Source organism: Hwanghaeella sp. 1Z406, assembly GCF_048892425.1.
Taxonomy (GTDB): domain Bacteria; phylum Pseudomonadota; class Alphaproteobacteria; order UBA8366; family Aestuariispiraceae; genus Pacificispira.
In genome coordinates this window covers 416,539-433,641 of record NZ_JBLZHU010000002.1, presented here as the reverse complement: position 1 = coordinate 433,641, position 17,103 = coordinate 416,539, and the positions used below count along the sequence as shown (strand labels likewise).

General features: G+C 55.7%; 11 protein-coding genes and 1 tRNA gene. 2 read left to right on the top strand and 10 right to left on the bottom strand.

All coding sequences use genetic code 11. The annotated features are described in order from the left end of the window. Window positions 1-595 precede the first annotated feature (595 nt). Together ACOSDR_RS06365 and ACOSDR_RS06360 are read left to right on the top strand one after the other, a co-directional pair. Entirely contained in the window at window positions 596-1,741 is a 1,146-nt protein-coding gene (locus ACOSDR_RS06365) for a substrate-binding domain-containing protein (RefSeq protein WP_420730707.1), read from the top strand. Window positions 1,742-1,821: 80 nt separating this feature from the next. Continuing rightward, the gene (locus tag ACOSDR_RS06360) at window positions 1,822-2,961 is read left to right on the top strand and encodes a substrate-binding domain-containing protein (protein ID WP_420730706.1); all 1,140 of its coding nucleotides are present in this window, start codon (window positions 1,822-1,824) and stop codon (window positions 2,959-2,961) included. A gap of 63 nt (window positions 2,962-3,024) precedes the next feature. Here the strand turns inward: ACOSDR_RS06360 and rpoC are convergent, their stop codons facing one another. From rpoC to tuf, 10 genes are all read right to left on the bottom strand, one after another. Next, the gene (gene rpoC / locus ACOSDR_RS06355; protein ID WP_420730705.1) at window positions 3,025-7,380 is read right to left on the bottom strand and encodes a DNA-directed RNA polymerase subunit beta'; all 4,356 of its coding nucleotides are present in this window, start codon (window positions 7,378-7,380) and stop codon (window positions 3,025-3,027) included. Between the two features lie 83 nt (window positions 7,381-7,463). Next, complete coding sequence (gene rpoB / locus ACOSDR_RS06350; RefSeq protein WP_420725137.1) at window positions 7,464-11,642, bottom strand: DNA-directed RNA polymerase subunit beta; 4,179 nt, start codon at window positions 11,640-11,642, stop codon at window positions 7,464-7,466. A gap of 300 nt (window positions 11,643-11,942) precedes the next feature. Continuing rightward, window positions 11,943-12,320, bottom strand: a complete 378-nt coding sequence (gene rplL, locus ACOSDR_RS06345; RefSeq protein ID WP_420725138.1) for a 50S ribosomal protein L7/L12 — start codon at window positions 12,318-12,320, stop codon at window positions 11,943-11,945. A 54-nt stretch (window positions 12,321-12,374) separates the two neighbouring features. Continuing rightward, window positions 12,375-12,884, bottom strand: coding sequence for a 50S ribosomal protein L10 (gene rplJ, locus ACOSDR_RS06340; RefSeq protein WP_420725139.1), 510 nt, complete (start codon window positions 12,882-12,884; stop codon window positions 12,375-12,377). Between the two features lie 349 nt (window positions 12,885-13,233). Then, window positions 13,234-13,932 (bottom strand): 50S ribosomal protein L1, encoded by a 699-nt coding sequence (gene rplA / locus ACOSDR_RS06335; protein ID WP_420725140.1) that lies wholly within the window; start codon window positions 13,930-13,932, stop codon window positions 13,234-13,236. Between the two features lie 5 nt (window positions 13,933-13,937). Further along, window positions 13,938-14,369, bottom strand: a complete 432-nt coding sequence (rplK, locus tag ACOSDR_RS06330; RefSeq protein WP_420725141.1) for a 50S ribosomal protein L11 — start codon at window positions 14,367-14,369, stop codon at window positions 13,938-13,940. A 159-nt stretch (window positions 14,370-14,528) separates the two neighbouring features. Further along, a complete protein-coding gene (nusG, locus tag ACOSDR_RS06325; protein WP_420725142.1) occupies window positions 14,529-15,059 on the bottom strand; it encodes a transcription termination/antitermination protein NusG in 531 nt (176 codons plus the stop codon). A gap of 75 nt (window positions 15,060-15,134) precedes the next feature. Beyond that, window positions 15,135-15,326 carry a preprotein translocase subunit SecE gene (secE, locus tag ACOSDR_RS06320; protein ID WP_420725143.1) on the bottom strand — a complete coding sequence of 64 codons (192 nt, stop codon included), beginning with the start codon at window positions 15,324-15,326 and terminating at the stop codon, window positions 15,135-15,137. A 374-nt stretch (window positions 15,327-15,700) separates the two neighbouring features. Then, window positions 15,701-15,776, bottom strand: a tRNA-Trp gene (locus tag ACOSDR_RS06315). Window positions 15,777-15,858: 82 nt separating this feature from the next. After that, entirely contained in the window at window positions 15,859-17,049 is a 1,191-nt protein-coding gene (gene tuf / locus ACOSDR_RS06310; RefSeq protein WP_420725130.1) for an elongation factor Tu, read from the bottom strand. Window positions 17,050-17,103: the final 54 nt, after the last annotated feature.

Below are 17,103 nucleotides of genomic sequence, written 5' to 3'. Positions count from 1 at the left end.
TCCAAATCGCATCACCCAAGCAAAATCCGCTTGGCAAGATACGAACCGTGACGTCGGCAGAAGGTTATCCTTCCCACCCCGTCACGCCTGAAACTTTCAAATCCCAACGACCCCATCCAAGCGGAGGAGATCGATACTCTAAATTCGATTTGCCAGAACTGCGTTTAGGCTCATACCGCTTCCGGTTTTGTGAAAAGCAATCCCTGGGGATTTTTCACTCAGTCGAAGCGTCTGATATGTCTCTTTCGAAACGGACCAGATCGGGCCTACCGCCAGCTCTCTTGAAGGCGCGCGGATACTATGCACGGACCCCCGCCACGTCAAGCGGGATTCTGTCCGTTTTTCATGGAATCTTCACGCAGGTTAATATTGCTGTATTTTACGGATTTGTGAAATCTAATTTCAAAAATGCGAATCATACTGTGCGAAGTGACCCCGCAATGGGGTCAACAGGGGTGCTGTACCAGGATTATGCGGCATCCAAACACGACACCCTGGCTCTGCAACGTATTTTCCAATGCATTTCACCAAAAACGCTTTTCTTTCGCACAAGACATATTCATGATTTGTAAGTTATTCCTTGGGGGGCGTGCATATGGTGATAAAAGTCTTGGTGCGTTTTTTGACGGTAGTTCTTCTGGCGCACAGTTTTGTGGTTTTCAGTGTCACGGTGTCACCGCCGCTGGCGCAGGCGCAAACCGCACTTCGGGTTGCCTATCTTATACCTGGCAGCAATAAGGAACCCTTCTGGCTCAGCGCCGCATCCTTCGCGCAGGCGGCAGCTGACGATCTGGGCTTCATTCTTGAAGTTCACTATGCCTTTAACGACGGGCGCAAGTTGCTGGAGATTGGCAAAGACGTTGCCAATCGCCCCAAGGACAAACCCAACTATATTATTTTTCATAATTATGAGGGGGCTGCCCCCTATATTATGAATGAGATTGAACGCAATAATCTATACGGCTTTGTTGTGGGGACAGGCCTTTCCGAGAATGTGCGCCAGACAGTAAAGGGACCCCGGGAGAAGTTCAAAAGCTGGCTGGGAGAAATCAAAGTCGATAATGTCGGTGGCGGCAACATGCTGGCCAAACTTTTGTTCCGGGCCGCATTTGAACGGGGCCTGACCAGCGCATCAGGTCGTTACACGATGGCATTGGTCAATGGCAGTGCCGGCGATTCCGCCGCCCAGGATCGGCAGGAAGGGGCTATTCTTGCGTCTAAGGAGTATTACCGGGGAGAGATCATCTCTCGCTCCATCGCCGATTGGTCCCGGATCAAGGCCCGCGCCATTGCAGCGCGCGCTTTTGAGAAAAACCCGACAACACCGATGTACTGGGTTGCCAATGATCTGATGGCACTTGGGATACTGGATACCTTCGAACGTACCCGGCGCATCCCCGGTCAGGACACATTGATCGGATGTTTCAACTGGTCGCCCTGGGCGTTGCAAGCGGTCGCCAACAATCAGATTGAATATGTGCTGGGGGGTCATTTTATTCATGCCGGCGCCGCTCTGGTGATGCTGTTTGATCATTCACGCGGGACTGATTTTCGGGACAAGGGTCTAAGCCAGGTCGCACGCTACGGCCTGGTTACCAAGACCAACGTCAAAGCGGTCTATCAAAGAATGATCAAGAATGATTATAGCAGCATCGATTTTCGGAAATTCAGTCGCGTCTTAAATCCGAATTGGCAGGACTATTCGTTTGACGCGCTAACCTATCTCTCGGAAGTTCGCTGAACGCGAAATGCCCGTGACGTCTGATGCTTGCCGTGGCATTCATGCTGGGCTAGGCATGCGGACGAAAGGGGAAGCGCGTCATGCAAGGGAGAGCACTGCGCGCCATCAGGGCGCTGCTGTTTGGTGTAATATGCGTGGGTCAGGCTACAGCTTTCAGCCCTTCCGGAATGGCCGCTAATGAGGCTGTTCCGCGTGTTCTGTTTATCAATCCCGCTCCGCCTGAGGATCAGTATTGGACATTGGTCACTCGTATGATGCAGGCGGCCGCCCAGGATCTTGGGGTTGAGCTGGAAGTACAACATGCGTTTCACAGCGGCGACTATACCCTGAAATATGCCCGCCTGGCGTCAGAGCGCCCGGAGAAGCCCCATTATATAATCTTCCGCAATGTGGACGAAATCGGGGAGGACGTGTTTAAGGTCACCGGCGTGGCGGGGATTAATACAATCACGATAGACGCCCCCTTTCAGGAGAAAGAACTGGCGCCATTGGGCGGCCCGAGGCAAACCTATCCCCGTTGGCTTGGTCAAGTCGTCCCGAATTCATTGGGTGCCTCGGACCAGATGACCAAGGTCCTGATTGGCGAGGTTATGCGTCGCGGGTTCAAAGGGCTAATTGATATCGTCGCGATGACCGGGCCCGAAGACGATATTGGATCGCAGGTGCGATTATTCGGGCTGAAGCGGGGATTAAAGGACCATCGCAATGCCCGCCTTATGCATGCGTTTCCCTCCGCCTGGGATTCAAAGGTCGCTGACAGGGAAGCATTCAAAGCCTTCCGCTATGCACTGAATGCGCCGATCTGGTGGAGTGCCGATGACAATATTGCGGAGGGAATGGTGAATGTTCTGCGCAATACGCACCGAAAGCTGGGGCAGGACACCTTTGTCGGGGCCTTTAACTGGACACAACCCATGCTAACCGCGATTGTCCAGAACCGCGTGCACTACTTGGCCGGGGGCAGCTTCGTGCAGGGAGCCGCCGCCCTGATCCTGGCCCATGATCATTTCCGGGGTAAGGACTTTGCGGAAGTCGGGCTAAATTACACGATGGATCTCGGTATTTTGTATCGCGATAATTTGAAATCGATTGGCCGGATCATGATTTCGGATGCCTGGGACCGGATTGATTTCCGACGGTTCAGCCGCGCCACAAATCCCGCGCTGACCCAATACGATTTTACCGTAAACAGCTTCCTGCGCGCCGTCCTGGGCCAATAAACCACCAAAGGAAAAGGGCCCCGGATGTCTCCGAGGCCCCTTATTAAATGTCAGGCGAGTTGCTTATTCGGCAGCGTTTGAGGTTTCATCCTCATCCGTGTTTGCCGCAGCCGCCGCCTGTTCTGCTTCCAGTGCTGCCTGAGCGGCGGCACGTTCAGCCTGAATGGCCTTATCACGACTGTTGGCAACACCCCGCAGGCGCTTCATGACCGAGCCGGTACCGGCTGGGATCAAGCGACCCACGATGACGTTCTCTTTCAGCCCTTCCAGCGTATCGACCTTGCCGTTTACGGCGGCTTCGGTTAGCACGCGGGTGGTCTCCTGGAAGGAGGCCGCGGAGATGAAGGAGTTGGTCTGCAAGCTTGCCTTGGTGATCCCCTGCAGAACCGGCTTGGCGACGATGGGTGCCTTGCCCTTCTTCTCCAGGTTTTCATTCATGGTCTGCACTTCATAGCGATCCAGAATTTCACCAACCAGGTTATAGCTGTCACCCGGATGCTGAACTTCGACCTTCTGCAGCATCTGGCGGACGATCACTTCGATATGCTTATCGTTGATCTTCACGCCCTGCAGACGATAGACGTCCTGGATTTCCTTGCACAGATAATCGGCCAAGGCCTCAACACCCATGACTTCCAGAATGTCGTGCGGCACCGGGTTCCCGTCCATCAGCATTTCACCCTTTTGGATGAAATCGCCTTCCTGAACGGTGATGTGCTTGCCTTTCGGGATCAGGAATTCGGTTGGCTCCCGATCTTCTTCCGCGGGGCGGATGACGATCCGGCGCTTGGCCTTATAATCTTTCCCGAACTCGATATACCCGTCCTGATCCGCGATGATCGCGAAGTCTTTCGGCTTGCGGGCTTCGAACAGCTCGGCAACCCGAGGCAGACCACCGGTGATGTCGCGCGTCTTCGAGCTTTCCCGTGGAATACGGGCCAGCACGTCCCCGGCCTTAACTTCGGTCTTGTTGTGGATCGACAGAATAGCATCACTGGACATGAAATAGCGGGCTTCCATGCCATTTGGCAGGGTCACGACGCCATCTTTTTCGTCCCGCAGGGTAATGCGTGGGCGCAATTCATTGCCACTGGCCTGCTGCTTCCAGTCGATAACCACTTTCGAGGAAATCCCCGTCGCTTCATCGACCACGTCCCGTACCGACACGCCTTCGACCAAGTCGACATAATGTGCGATACCGGCGGTTTCGGTGATGATTGGAATGGTATAGGGATCCCATTCTGCCAGGGTCTGGCCCCGCACAACATCGGCACCATCGTCAATCCGCAGACGCGCGCCATACGGCACACGGTGCTTCGCCCGCTCCCGGCCCAGCTCGTCCAACAGCACCAGTTCGCAGTTCCGACCCATGATGACCATGCGGCCTTCGGAGTCGATAACGACGTTCTTGTTCTGAATGGTCAGCTTACCGTCAATCGAGCTTTCGACTGAGTTCTGCTCTGCCCCACGCTGTGCGGCCCCACCGATGTGGAAGGTACGCATGGTCAGCTGGGTGCCAGGCTCGCCAATCGACTGTGCCGCGATGACGCCAATGGCTTCACCGATATTCACAACCGTTCCGCGGGCCAGATCACGACCGTAGCAAGTGCCACAGACGCCAACTTTGGTTTCGCAGGTCAGAACCGAGCGGATCTTGACCGAGTCAATACCAGCGGTTTCGATGGCATCGGCTTCCGGCTCTGTGATCAGTTCACCCTTCTTGATGATGATGTCGCCGCTAAGCGGATCCACAACATCTTCTGCGGTGCAGCGACCCAGAATACGTTCGGCCAGGCCTTCGATCAGATCGCCGCCTTCAATCACGGCCCGCATGGTCAGACCCTGCGAGGTGCCGCAATCGCGTTCGACAACGATGGCATCCTGCGCAACGTCAACCAGGCGACGGGTCAGATAGCCAGAGTTCGCGGTCTTCAACGCCGTATCCGCAAGGCCCTTACGTGCCCCGTGGGTGGAGTTAAAGTATTCCAGAACCGTCAGCCCCTCTTTAAAGTTGGAGATGATCGGGGTTTCGATGATTTCACCCGACGGCTTGGCCATCAACCCGCGCATACCGGCAAGCTGTTTGATCTGCGCTGGTGACCCACGAGCCCCGGAATGCGCCATCATATAGACCGAGTTCAGGCTCTTCTTGTCGCCGCCCTGCATGATTTTCATCATCTCGTCGGCGACTTTATCGGTCGTACCGGACCACAGATCGACCACCTTGTTGTATTTCTCAAGCTGGGTGATCAGGCCGTCCAGATATTGCTGTTCGTATTCCTTAACCTGCGCCTGAGCTTCGTCGATCAGTTTGATCTTCGCTTCTGGCACCAACAGGTCATCCTTACCAAAGGAAATGCCGGAACGACATGCCCAGGCAAAGCCCAGACCCATCAAGCGGTCACAGAAGATCACAGTCTCTTTCTGACCGGTGTGACGATAGACGATGTCGATCAGGTTGGAGATGTCCTTCTTGGTCAACAAACGGTTGATCAGGCTGAAAGGCAGATGCGGATCGCGCGGTAGAATTTGAGCCAACAGCATCCGACCCGGCGTCGTAACCACACGCTGGCGAATTTCATTGCCCTCTTCATCCACGGTCTCATAGATCGATTTGATGCGGGTGTGCAGGCTGATTGCCTTGGTTTCCATCGCATGTTCGATTTCGGCCAAAGTCGCATAAGATGGCACACGGTGGGCTTTCGCCTTTCCGTCGGTGATCATCTTGAACGCTTTTTTCGCATCGGTTTCCAGGATGATATTGCTGGCATCATCGGCTTCACGCAGAACGATGTCTTCCCGCTCCATCGCCGCTGTCAGGGCCTCGATACCATCGATATGAATTACCGGGCTCGGGGCATCCGTCCGCTCATGGGTGATATAGTACAGACCCAGAATGATATCCTGAGACGGCACAATAATCGGCTTACCATTCGCAGGCGACAGGATGTTGTTGGTCGACATCATCAACACGCGGGCTTCCAACTGGGCTTCCAGCGAAAGCGGCACGTGAACGGCCATCTGGTCCCCGTCAAAGTCCGCGTTAAACGCCGCGCAGACCAGCGGGTGCAGCTGAATGGCCTTCCCTTCGATCAGCTTGGGTTCGAACGCCTGAATGCCCAGACGGTGCAGGGTCGGCGCACGGTTCAGGAGGACCGGATGCTCGCGGATAACCTCTTCCAGGATATCCCAGACTTCCGGGCGTTCCTTTTCAACCAAGCGCTTGGCCGCCTTAATGGTCGACGCCATGCCATAGGTTTCAAGCTTGGAATAGATGAACGGCTTGAACAATTCCAGGGCCATCTTCTTCGGCAACCCGCATTGATGCAGCATCAATTCCGGACCCACCACGATGACAGAACGACCGGAGTAATCGACGCGCTTGCCCAACAGGTTCTGACGGAAACGACCCTGCTTCCCTTTGAGCATGTCGCTCAAGGATTTCAGCGGACGCTTGTTCGCACCGGTGATGACACGACCGCGACGGCCGTTATCGAACAGCGCATCGACAGATTCCTGCAGCATACGCTTTTCATTACGCACGATGATATCGGGCGCACGCAGTTCCATCAGACGACGCAAACGGTTGTTCCGGTTAATGACGCGGCGATACAGATCGTTCAGATCCGACGTTGCGAAACGGCCACCATCCAGAGGCACCAGCGGGCGCAGTTCCGGCGGGATAACCGGGACAACGTCCAGGATCATCCATTCAGGGCGCGCCCCAGAAGCCAGGAAGGCTTCCAGCAGTTTCAGACGCTTCACCAGCTTCTTGCGCTTAGCTTCAGAACCGGTTTCAGCGATGTCTTCGCGGGTTTTCTCAATCGCTTCTTCAGGATCGATCTGCGACAGCATGGATTTCAGTGCTTCCGCACCGATTTCCGCCGTAAACGCATCTTCACCATACTTGTCCTGAGCGTCCAGATATTCTTCTTCCGACATCAGCGACTGAATCTTCAGATCGGTCAGACCCGGTTCCGTCACGACGTAGTTTTCGAAATACAGAACCCGTTCCAGATCCTTCAGGGTCATGTCCATCAACAGACCGATGCGGCTGGGCAGGGATTTCAGGAACCAGATATGCGCAACAGGTGACGCCAGCTCAATATGGCCCATGCGCTCGCGCCGGACTTTAGAGAGCGTGACTTCAACGCCGCATTTTTCGCAAACAATGCCTTTATACTTCATGCGCTTGTATTTACCGCACAAGCATTCGTAATCCTTGATCGGGCCAAAGATCCGCGCACAGAACAGGCCATCCCGTTCCGGCTTGAAGGTACGGTAGTTGATCGTTTCCGGCTTTTTGATTTCGCCGAAGGACCAGGAGCGGATACGCTCCGGGGAGGCCAGGGAAATCCGGATACTATCAAAGCTTTGGAGACCTTGGGGTTGTCCAAAAAGCTGCATCAACTCATTCATAGTGCTCTCCTTTGCGCCCGTTTAGCTTAGCGGCGCTGTCAAGCTTGGAGGGAAAGGCGACGGCAGTGGGGTTCTCCACCGCGTCACATTTCCTCCTGGATCAACTCCACATTCAGGCCCAGGGACCGAAGTTCCTTCACCAACACATTGAAGCTTTCTGGAATGCCGGCTTCGAAATTATCGTCACCACGCACAATCGCTTCATAGGTCTTGGTACGCCCAGACACGTCATCCGACTTCACCGTCAACATTTCCTGCAGGGTATAGGATGCGCCATAAGCTTCCAGCGCCCAGACTTCCATTTCCCCGAAGCGCTGACCACCGAACTGCGCCTTACCACCCAGCGGCTGCTGCGTAACAAGCGAATAAGGACCAATCGAACGGGCGTGGATCTTGTCATCGACCAAGTGGTGCAGTTTCAGCATATAGATGATGCCAACTGTCACCGGACGTTCAAAGACTTCCCCGGTCCGACCATCGGTCAACCAGACCTGACCGGACTTCTGCAAGCCCGCCTTGGTCAACATATGGTTGATGTCGTCTTCCCGTGCGCCATCGAAAACCGGCGTGGCGATCGGAATACCGCGGGTCAGGTTGTTGGCCAGCTCAAGAAGCCCAGTATCATCCAGACTCTTCATTTCAGACTGGATCTCATCGGTTTCGTAGACACCATCCAAGGTTTCCCGAAGCGCGGTAATCTTGCCGCCTTCCTTATAGGATTCCAGGGCGCGGGCGACTTCATTGCCCAAGCTGGCGCAGGCCCAACCCAAATGGGTTTCCAGAATCTGCCCCACATTCATACGACTGGGCACCCCAAGGGGGTTCAGCACGATGTCGACATGGGTCCCATCTTCCAGATAAGGCATGTCTTCGATCGGCATGATCTTGGAGATAACACCCTTGTTGCCGTGACGACCGGCCATCTTATCGCCGGGCTGCAGCTTACGCTTCACCGCAACGAAGACCTTGATCATCTTCATAACGCCTGGGGGCAATTCATCCCCGGCCTGGACCTTTTCGACCTTATCGTCGAAACGGGCCTGAACGCGGGCAACGCTTTCGTCAAACTGCTTGCGCAGAATGTCCAGGTCGTCATTGGTCGCAGCATCATCCACCGCGATCTGGCGCAACTGACCATTGGTCAGCTCATCCAGGGCGGCCTGTTCAGCAACAGACCCGGTCTTGAAGCCCTTCGGCCCGGCCGTGACTTTCTTGCCTGCAATCATTTCCAGGAAACGGCTGCGGAAAGACCGCTCCAGAATGCCGCGTTCATCATCGCGGTCCAGAGCCAGTTTTTCAATTTCAGCGCGTTCAATTGCCAGCGCACGTTCGTCCTTGTCCACCCCACGGCGGGAGAAGACGCGGACTTCAACAACCGTCCCCTTGGTGCCAGGAGGCATGCGCAGGGATGTGTCACGAACGTCAGAGGCTTTTTCACCAAAGATCGCGCGCAGCAGCTTTTCTTCCGGGGTCATCGGGGATTCGCCCTTGGGCGTTACCTTTCCGACCAGGATGTCGCTGGCTTCGACTTCGGCCCCGATATAGACGATACCGGCTTCGTCGAGGTTCTTCAGAGCCTCTTCACCGACATTGGGAATATCGCGGGTGATTTCTTCCTGACCCAGCTTGGTATCGCGGGCCATGACTTCGTATTCCTCAATATGGATCGAGGTGAAGACGTCATCGCGCACGATCCGTTCCGAAATCAGGATCGAATCTTCGAAGTTGTACCCGTTCCAGGGCATGAACGCGACCAGCACGTTCCGGCCCAGGGCCAGTTCACCCAGATCAGTGGACGGGCCATCGCCGATGATATCGCCAGCGGAAATATGGTCCCCAACGCGGACCAGCGGGCGCTGCGTGATGCAGGTCGACTGGTTGGAGCGCTGGAATTTCAGCAGGTTATAGATATCGACCGAGCTTTCCCGCGCTGCATCCGGATCGGTCCGGCGCACAACGATACGGGTCGCATCGACCTGGTCAATGATCCCATCATGCTTGGCAACGATGGCAACACCGGAGTCTTTCGCCACGCGCGCTTCCATCCCGGTCCCGACCAGCGGGGCGACGGATTGCAGAAGCGGCACGGCCTGACGCTGCATGTTCGAGCCCATCAAGGCACGGTTCGCATCATCGTTTTCCAGGAATGGGATCAGCGCCGCAGCTACCGACACCAACTGGCGTGGCGAAACGTCCATCAGATCCACATCCTGCGGCCGGGCGACCATATAGTCCCCACGGGCGCGACACTGCACCAGATCCTCGATCAGCATGCCATTGTCATCAACGGTGGAGTTTGCCTGCGCCACGGTGTAGCGGGTTTCTTCCATCGCGGACATATAGATCACCTCGTCGGTGACCTTGCCTTCGACGACACGACGATACGGCGTTTCGATAAAGCCGTATTTGTTGACACGGGCATAGGTCGCCAGGGAGTTGATCAACCCGATATTCGGGCCTTCCGGCGTTTCAATCGGACAGATACGACCATAATGGGTCGGGTGCACGTCGCGCACTTCGAACCCGGCACGCTCGCGGGTCAAACCACCCGGGCCAAGCGCCGAAAGACGACGCTTGTGGGTGACTTCCGACAGCGGGTTGGTTTGATCCATGAACTGCGACAGCTGCGAAGAGCCGAAGAATTCACGCACAGCCGCCGCAGCAGGCTTCGCGTTGATCAGATCATGGGGCATAACGCTGTCGATATCGACAGAGCTCATCCGCTCCCGAATGGCGCGTTCCATGCGCAACAGACCGATGCGGTATTGATTTTCCATCAATTCCCCGACCGAGCGCACGCGCCGGTTACCCAGGTGATCGATGTCATCAATTTCACCGCGACCGTCTTTCAGTTCCACCAGAACCTTCATGATATGCAGAATGTCTTCCCGGCGCAGGGTGCGCTGGTGATCCGGCACGTCTTCCAGGTCAAAGCCCAGACGGGAATTCATCTTTACCCGGCCCACAGCCGACAGGTCATAGCGTTCTGAATCAAAGAACAGGCTGCGGAACAGCGCTTCTGCCGTTTCCAGCGTTGGCGGCTCGCCAGGGCGCATCACGCGATAGATATCGACCAGCGCGTCTTCACGGCTGATATTCTTGTCAGCCGCCAGGGTATTGCGAATCCACGGGCCGACAGTAACCAGATCGATATGCAGGGTTGGCAATTCGGAGATACCGATATCCACCAATTGCTGCAGGTTCTCTTCGGTCAACTCATCCCCGGCTTCGACGATGACCAGACCGTTGGATTCATCAATCAGGTCTTCAGCGACATAGCGACCGATCAGATCTTCCTGACGCGCCAGGACTTCCTTCACGCCCTGTTCCGACAGCTTCTTGATCAGACGCGGGGTAATTTTGCCTTCCGCTTCGATGATCACTTCGCCGGATTTGGCATCGACCAGATCATGGCGCAGTTTTTGACCGCGCAGACGTTCCGCATCAAAAGGCGTTTTCCAGCCTTTCTTGGTCAAGGAATACGTGACGGTGTCATAAAAGGCCTTCAGGATGTCCTCTTTGGACATGCCCTGGGCCAGACCCGGATCCAGCGTTTCGCCTTCCTTGGCCAGTGCTTCACGCTTGGCAGCGGTTTCTTCATTGTCCAGCGCCAATAGCAGCGTCGTGGCCGGCAGTTTGCGGCGGCGATCGATACGGACATAGGCAAGGTCCTTGGCGTCGAATTCGAAATCCAGCCAGGAACCGCGATACGGGATAACGCGGGCGGCAAAGAGATACTTACCCGACGAATGGGTCTTGCCCTTGTCATGGTCAAAGAACACACCCGGCGAGCGGTGCATCTGAGACACAATCACACGCTCGGTGCCATTGACGATGAAGGTACCGTGCTCTGTCATGAGCGGAATATCGCCCATATAGACTTCCTGCTCTTTGATATCACGCAAAGAGCGGGCACCGGTTTCTTCATCCACGTCCCAAACCACCAGGCGCAGCGATACCTTCAACTGCGCGGTATAGGTCAGGCCCCGTTGGCGGCATTCCTCAACGTCGTATTTCGGGCGCTCTAATTCATAGCGCACAAATTCCAAACGGCTGCGATCAGAAAAATCCTTGATCGGGAAGACGCCATTGAACACTTCCTGCAGCCCGACAACCTGTCGGTCTTCCAGCGGCACGCCGCTTTGCAAAAAGGCATCATAGGAGGTCTTTTGAACTTCGATCAGGTTGGGCATTTGCGCAACTTCGCCAAGACGCCCAAAACTTCTACGGATACGCTTCCGACCGGTGAACGACATCGCCATCTCGTTCCTCATCCTTCATCTGTTTGCACCCGATCCGCCACACCGCACCGCCTTGCACGGGCGCGGGAGATCAATGCGGTAAAATTCCGACCCGACCCAATTCCATCCAAACGACGCGCGTCTGAGCGGCAGGATCGTCCCGGTTTCGCACCCCATTTTCCCATCCATCGCCGCATTCGCAGCGCGCCGGGACTCTGAGGCGCGTCGAGGGACGACGCCGAATGGCCTCGCCCCCCTTGTAAACGCCGTCGCAAGAGAACCCCGGACCAGGCCGGTTTGTCCCCTTGCGACGTAACCCGATTACTTCAGCTCGACGGTAGCGCCAGCTTCTTCGAGTTGCTTCTTCAGCTTCTCGGCTTCGTCCTTTGCAACGCCTTCCTTTACGGCTTTCGGCGCAGCTTCGACGAGGTCTTTAGCTTCTTTCAAGCCCAGGCCAGTGATGGCACGGACTTCTTTAATGACGTTGATTTTCTTTTCGCCTGCGGCGGCCAGAACAACGTCAAAGGAGTCTTTTTCTTCAGCAACCGGAGCAGCATCGCCGCCACCAGCAGCCGCTGCGACAGCAACCGGTGCTGCAGCAGAAACGCCCCATTTTTCTTCAAGCATTTTCGAGAGCTCAGCCGCCTCGATGACGGTCAGGTTTGAGAGCTCGTCGGCCAGTTTCTCTAGATCAGCCATTTCAATTCACTCCTAAGGCAGTTGTGTTGACTCGTGATTGTCCCGAGCCGCTCCTCAATTTGAATTCCCATACGCTGCGAACACGCGCGCCAACTGACCACCAGGTGCCTGAAGCACGCCAGCAATCCGTGTGGCAGGGGTCTGAATAAGTCCCACAAGCTTGCCCCGCAATTCGTCCAGTGATGGCAGTTTTGCCAACGCTACGACTTGTTCGGCATCAAGCCCGGAGCCATCAAGCCCCCCGGCAACGATTGAAATCTTCTCATTGGTCTTCTGGTAGTCGGTCACCACTTTGGCAGCCGCAACCGGATCTTTTGAGAAGGCAATCGCCGTCGGACCCGTGAACACCTCGTTCAGGTGCTCAAACTTCGTTCCCTTCAGCGCCAAACGAACGAGCGTGTTTTTGGTTACCTTGTAACCAGCACCCACGTCGCGCATCTTCTGCCGAAGGTCCGAGACTTCTGCTACGGTCAAACCTGATTGGCTGGTAACAACCACCAGGCTGGCCGTTTCAAACGTCTCGTGCAGCTCGGCGACCAGGGCTTCCTTTTTTGAACGGTCCACTGATCGTCTCCGCTAGTTTGGTTCCGCCTGATCCACACGGGATCTATTGGAACCGGTTTTCAAAATCGAACGCGCCCACGTGACGCGCCCGCCTTCCTGCCCGGGAGGATGGAAATGACCAAGAGCAATCCGTCGCCGAACCGAACTCAATCATCCTTTATTCCAGTCCTACCTATCTCATGACGGCCAGAAGGCCCGCTTAAGGTCAGATTGGCGAAATCGCTTTTCCAACCACCGTCAATCTCGGACAGATATTTACAGCATGATCCCCAGATGGGTCGGCGATCATGCTGCGCACTCTCCAGGACGATGGCCCAAAGGCCACCACCCTGAATTCTTCAGCCGCAGGTTATTGCGGTTGTGCCGATGCCAGGTCCAGCTTAATGCCCGGACCCATGGTCGACGAAATCGATACCTTCTGAATGAAGGTGCCTTTTGCGCCCGACGGCTTGGCAGTCTGGATCGCACCAACAAAGGCACGAACATTTTCTGCCAATTGATCAGGAGAGAAGCTCAACTTGCCAATACCGGCATGCACGATCCCGGCCTTTTCGGCACGGAACTGAACTTCACCGGCTTTCGCAGCCTTCACAGCATCCGCCACGTTTGGCGTTACCGTGCCCAGCTTCGGGTTCGGCATCAGGCCGCGCGGACCCAGCACCTTACCAAGGCGACCAACGATGGCCATCATGTCCGGGGACGCGATGACACGGTCGAAATCCATCATGCCGCCCTGTACTTGTTCCATCAGGTCTTCCGCCCCGACGAAATCAGCACCGGCTGCCTTGGCTTCATCCGCTTTATCGCCACGCGCAAACACGGCCACACGCACCGTTTTACCCGTACCGTGCGGCAGGGCGCACGCGCCACGGACCTGCTGATCCGCATGGCGTGGGTCAATGCCCAGATTCAGCGAAATTTCAATGGATTCATCAAAATTCACCTTTTTCGCCTTGGTCAGGAACCCAACCGCTTCTTCAAGACCATATTGCTTGTTGCGGTCCAGGCCCTCATAGACGGCCTTCATTCTTTTGCTCAGCTTTGCCATGACCGTTACCCCACAACCGTAATGCCCATGGAGCGCGCAGAACCCTTAATGGATTCCATCGCTGCTTCCACGGAGACAGCATTCATGTCTTTCAGCTTGGTTTCGGCAATCTCGCGCACCTGGGCGAGCGTTACCTGACCAACCTTATCCTTGTTCGGCACACCAGATCCTTTGCCGATCTTGGCGGCCTTTTTCAGGAAATAGGCTGCCGGCGGGGTCTTGGTCACAAAGGTGAAGCTGCGGTCTTCATAGGCCGTGATCACAACAGGGGTCGGCGTGCCGGGTTCCATCTGTTGAGTCGCGGCGTTGAAAGCCTTACAGAATTCCATGATGTTAATACCGCGCTGACCCAATGCAGGACCAACTGGCGGAGACGGGTTTGCTTGCCCCGCCTTGATTTCGAGCTTGATGTAGCCCGCGATTTTCTTCTTTGCCATTTCGAACCTCTATCTCTCTTTGTTGACATCGGCGCCTCACCCTTCAGGGGCAATCTTCCGATGCTAGGTCACGCCGCGGGTGTAACGGCCCCCGGTGGTCTTTTCCGGGACAGGCCTACCGCGACGGTTTTTCGATCGCTATTGCCGATCCGAACAGCCTCAGAGTTTTTCAACCTGAGAATATTCGAGATCAACCGGTGTCGCGCGACCGAAGATCGACACCAAAACCTTAAGCCGGGCTTTTTCTTCATCCACATCTTCAACGGTGCCGTTAAAGGAGGTGAAGGGCCCGTCGCTGACACGCACCTGCTCGCCAATATCAAACGTGATCGACGGTTTGGGCCGATCAACGCCTTCCTTGACCTGCTCCAGAATGCGCATTGCTTCTTTTTCCGAAATCGGCGACGGACTCTTATCCGCGCCCAGGAAACCGGAAACCTTTGCCGTATTGCAGACCAGATGCCAGGTCAGATCGTTCATTTCGCAATGGACCAGCACATAGCCTGGGAAGAACTTGCGCTCTGCGTTCACTTTCTTGCCGCGGCGCATTTCGACAACGGTTTCGGTCGGAACCTCAACTGTTTCGAACATATCTTCCAGGCCCTGTGTCTTCACCTGCTCCATGATCGACTCGGCGACCTTTTTTTCCGAGCCCGAATACACGTGCACTACGTACCAGCGTTTCGCCACGTCCAACCTCTCGTTCCAACACGGGACCGCATGACCGTCATGCGCATCCTTTAATTTCCATTCAAAATTCCAGGCTTACTGCCCAAGAATCAATTGCACCAAAAAGGCGATCACGCCGTCCACGGCCAGAAAAAACAACGCCATGATAACGACCATAACAAACACCATCAGGGTCGCGACGCCGGTTTCCTTGCGGGTGGGCCAAGTGACCTTATTGGCCTCTTGCCGAACCTGCCGGACGAACTGTGCGGGATTTGTCTTCGCCATAATCCTTCGTTCCACCTTATCGCGCCGCCTGGGGTACGCCCTTGCGGTTATGCTTTTACCTATGTTGGGCGGTTTGATTTCTCAAGCCACCTGGGCTCTGGACAAGGCGCCCGAACCACTTCAATCTTCATCCCACAGGCGCCCCGTCAGATCGCGTCTGATTTCGCCATGCGGAAAACGCGGGAACTGCGCCCCGCGAAACCGGCGTGGTTTAAGCCCTCTGAGCCCAGAGTACAACACCCGAAACGCAAAAAACGTGTCCACACCATAAAAAAGTCACGCGCACCCGCGAGCAAACTCGGCGGATGCAACGGTGACTTTTTCCACTCCCACCTCAATCTGACCAATCAAGCAATTGATCTGATTAAGAAATCTGGCAGGGGCACAAGGACTTGAACCCTGGACCTACGGTTTTGGAGACCGTCGCTCTACCAACTGAGCTATACCCCTTCACGCGAACGTGTACTGTGCTGTCACAGGTGCGGGGATCTTAAACAATCCCCGCACTTTGACCAAACCTTATATGATACCCTTACTTAATGATCGACGCGACGACGCCTGCACCGACGGTGCGTCCGCCTTCGCGGATAGCAAAGCGCAGACCTTCGTCCATGGCGATCGGGGCGATCAGTTCGACCTGCATCGATACGTTATCACCCGGCATCACCATTTCCGTGCCTTCCGGAAGTTCGACCATACCGGTCACATCCGTCGTGCGGAAATAGAACTGAGGACGATAGTTCGTGAAGAACGGCGTGTGACGGCCCCCTTCATCCTTCGTCAGAATATAGGCTTCGCCCTTGAAGACCGTGTGCGGCGTGATCGAGCCCGGCTTCGCCAGAACCTGTCCGCGTTCCACATCATCCCGGCCAACACCGCGCAACAGCGCGCCAATGTTGTCGCCCGCTTCGCCGCTGTCCAGCAGCTTGCGGAACATTTCAACACCCGTCACAACCGTCTTCTGCGTCGCCTTGATGCCGACGATTTCAATTTCTTCGCCAACCTTCACAATGCCCGTCTCAACGCGGCCCGTCACAACAGTCCCACGACCAGAGATCGAGAACACGTCTTCGATCGGCATCAGGAACGGACGATCCTTCGGGCGTTCCGGCTGAGGGATATAGCTGTCAACAGCCGCCATCAGTTCCAGGATCTTCGCCTTGCCGATCGCTTCGTCACGGCCTTCCAATGCTGCCAGGGCAGAACCGGCAATAATCGGAATATCGTCGCCAGGGAAATCATAAGACGACAGCAGGTCGCGCACTTCCATCTCAACCAGTTCCAACAACTCTTCGTCGTCAACCTGGTCAACCTTGTTCAGGAACACAACAATCGCAGGAACGCCAACCTGACGCGCCAGCAGAATGTGTTCGCGGGTCTGTGGCATCGGGCCGTCCGCGGCGTTCACAACCAGGATCGCGCCATCCATCTGTGCCGCGCCCGTGATCATGTTCTTCACGTAATCCGCGTGGCCAGGGCAATCAACATGCGCATAGTGACGCGCATCCGTCATATACTCAACGTGCGCCGTGTTGATCGTGATACCGCGCGCCTTCTCTTCTGGCGCCTTATCAATGTTCGCGTAATCCATGAACGACGCGCCGCCGGTTTCCGCCAACACTTTCGTGATCGCTGCCGTCAACGTCGTCTTACCATGGTCAACGTGACCAATCGTGCCGATGTTGCAATGCGGCTTCGTACGCTGGAACTTTTCCTTACCCATGTTCTCCGCTTCCCTACCGTTTGCGACCGATCCGGATCGCTGATGACCATTGCC

What these genes read in the sequence shown, in the direction of transcription:
- ACOSDR_RS06365 (WP_420730707.1), top strand. Translation starts at nt 596, where the DNA reads ATGGTGATAAAAGTCTTGGTGCGTTTTTTGACGGTAGTTCTTCTGGCG.
- ACOSDR_RS06360 (WP_420730706.1), top strand. Translation starts at nt 1,822, where the DNA reads ATGCAAGGGAGAGCACTGCGCGCCATCAGGGCGCTGCTGTTTGGTGTA.
- rpoC (WP_420730705.1), bottom strand. Translation starts at nt 7,380, where the DNA reads ATGAATGAGTTGATGCAGCTTTTTGGACAACCCCAAGGTCTCCAAAGC.
- rpoB (WP_420725137.1), bottom strand. Translation starts at nt 11,642, where the DNA reads ATGGCGATGTCGTTCACCGGTCGGAAGCGTATCCGTAGAAGTTTTGGG.
- rplL (WP_420725138.1), bottom strand. Translation starts at nt 12,320, where the DNA reads ATGGCTGATCTAGAGAAACTGGCCGACGAGCTCTCAAACCTGACCGTC.
- rplA (WP_420725140.1), bottom strand. Translation starts at nt 13,932, where the DNA reads ATGGCAAAGCTGAGCAAAAGAATGAAGGCCGTCTATGAGGGCCTGGAC.
- rplK (WP_420725141.1), bottom strand. Translation starts at nt 14,369, where the DNA reads ATGGCAAAGAAGAAAATCGCGGGCTACATCAAGCTCGAAATCAAGGCG.
- secE (WP_420725143.1), bottom strand. Translation starts at nt 15,326, where the DNA reads ATGGCGAAGACAAATCCCGCACAGTTCGTCCGGCAGGTTCGGCAAGAG.
- tuf (WP_420725130.1), bottom strand. Translation starts at nt 17,049, where the DNA reads ATGGGTAAGGAAAAGTTCCAGCGTACGAAGCCGCATTGCAACATCGGC.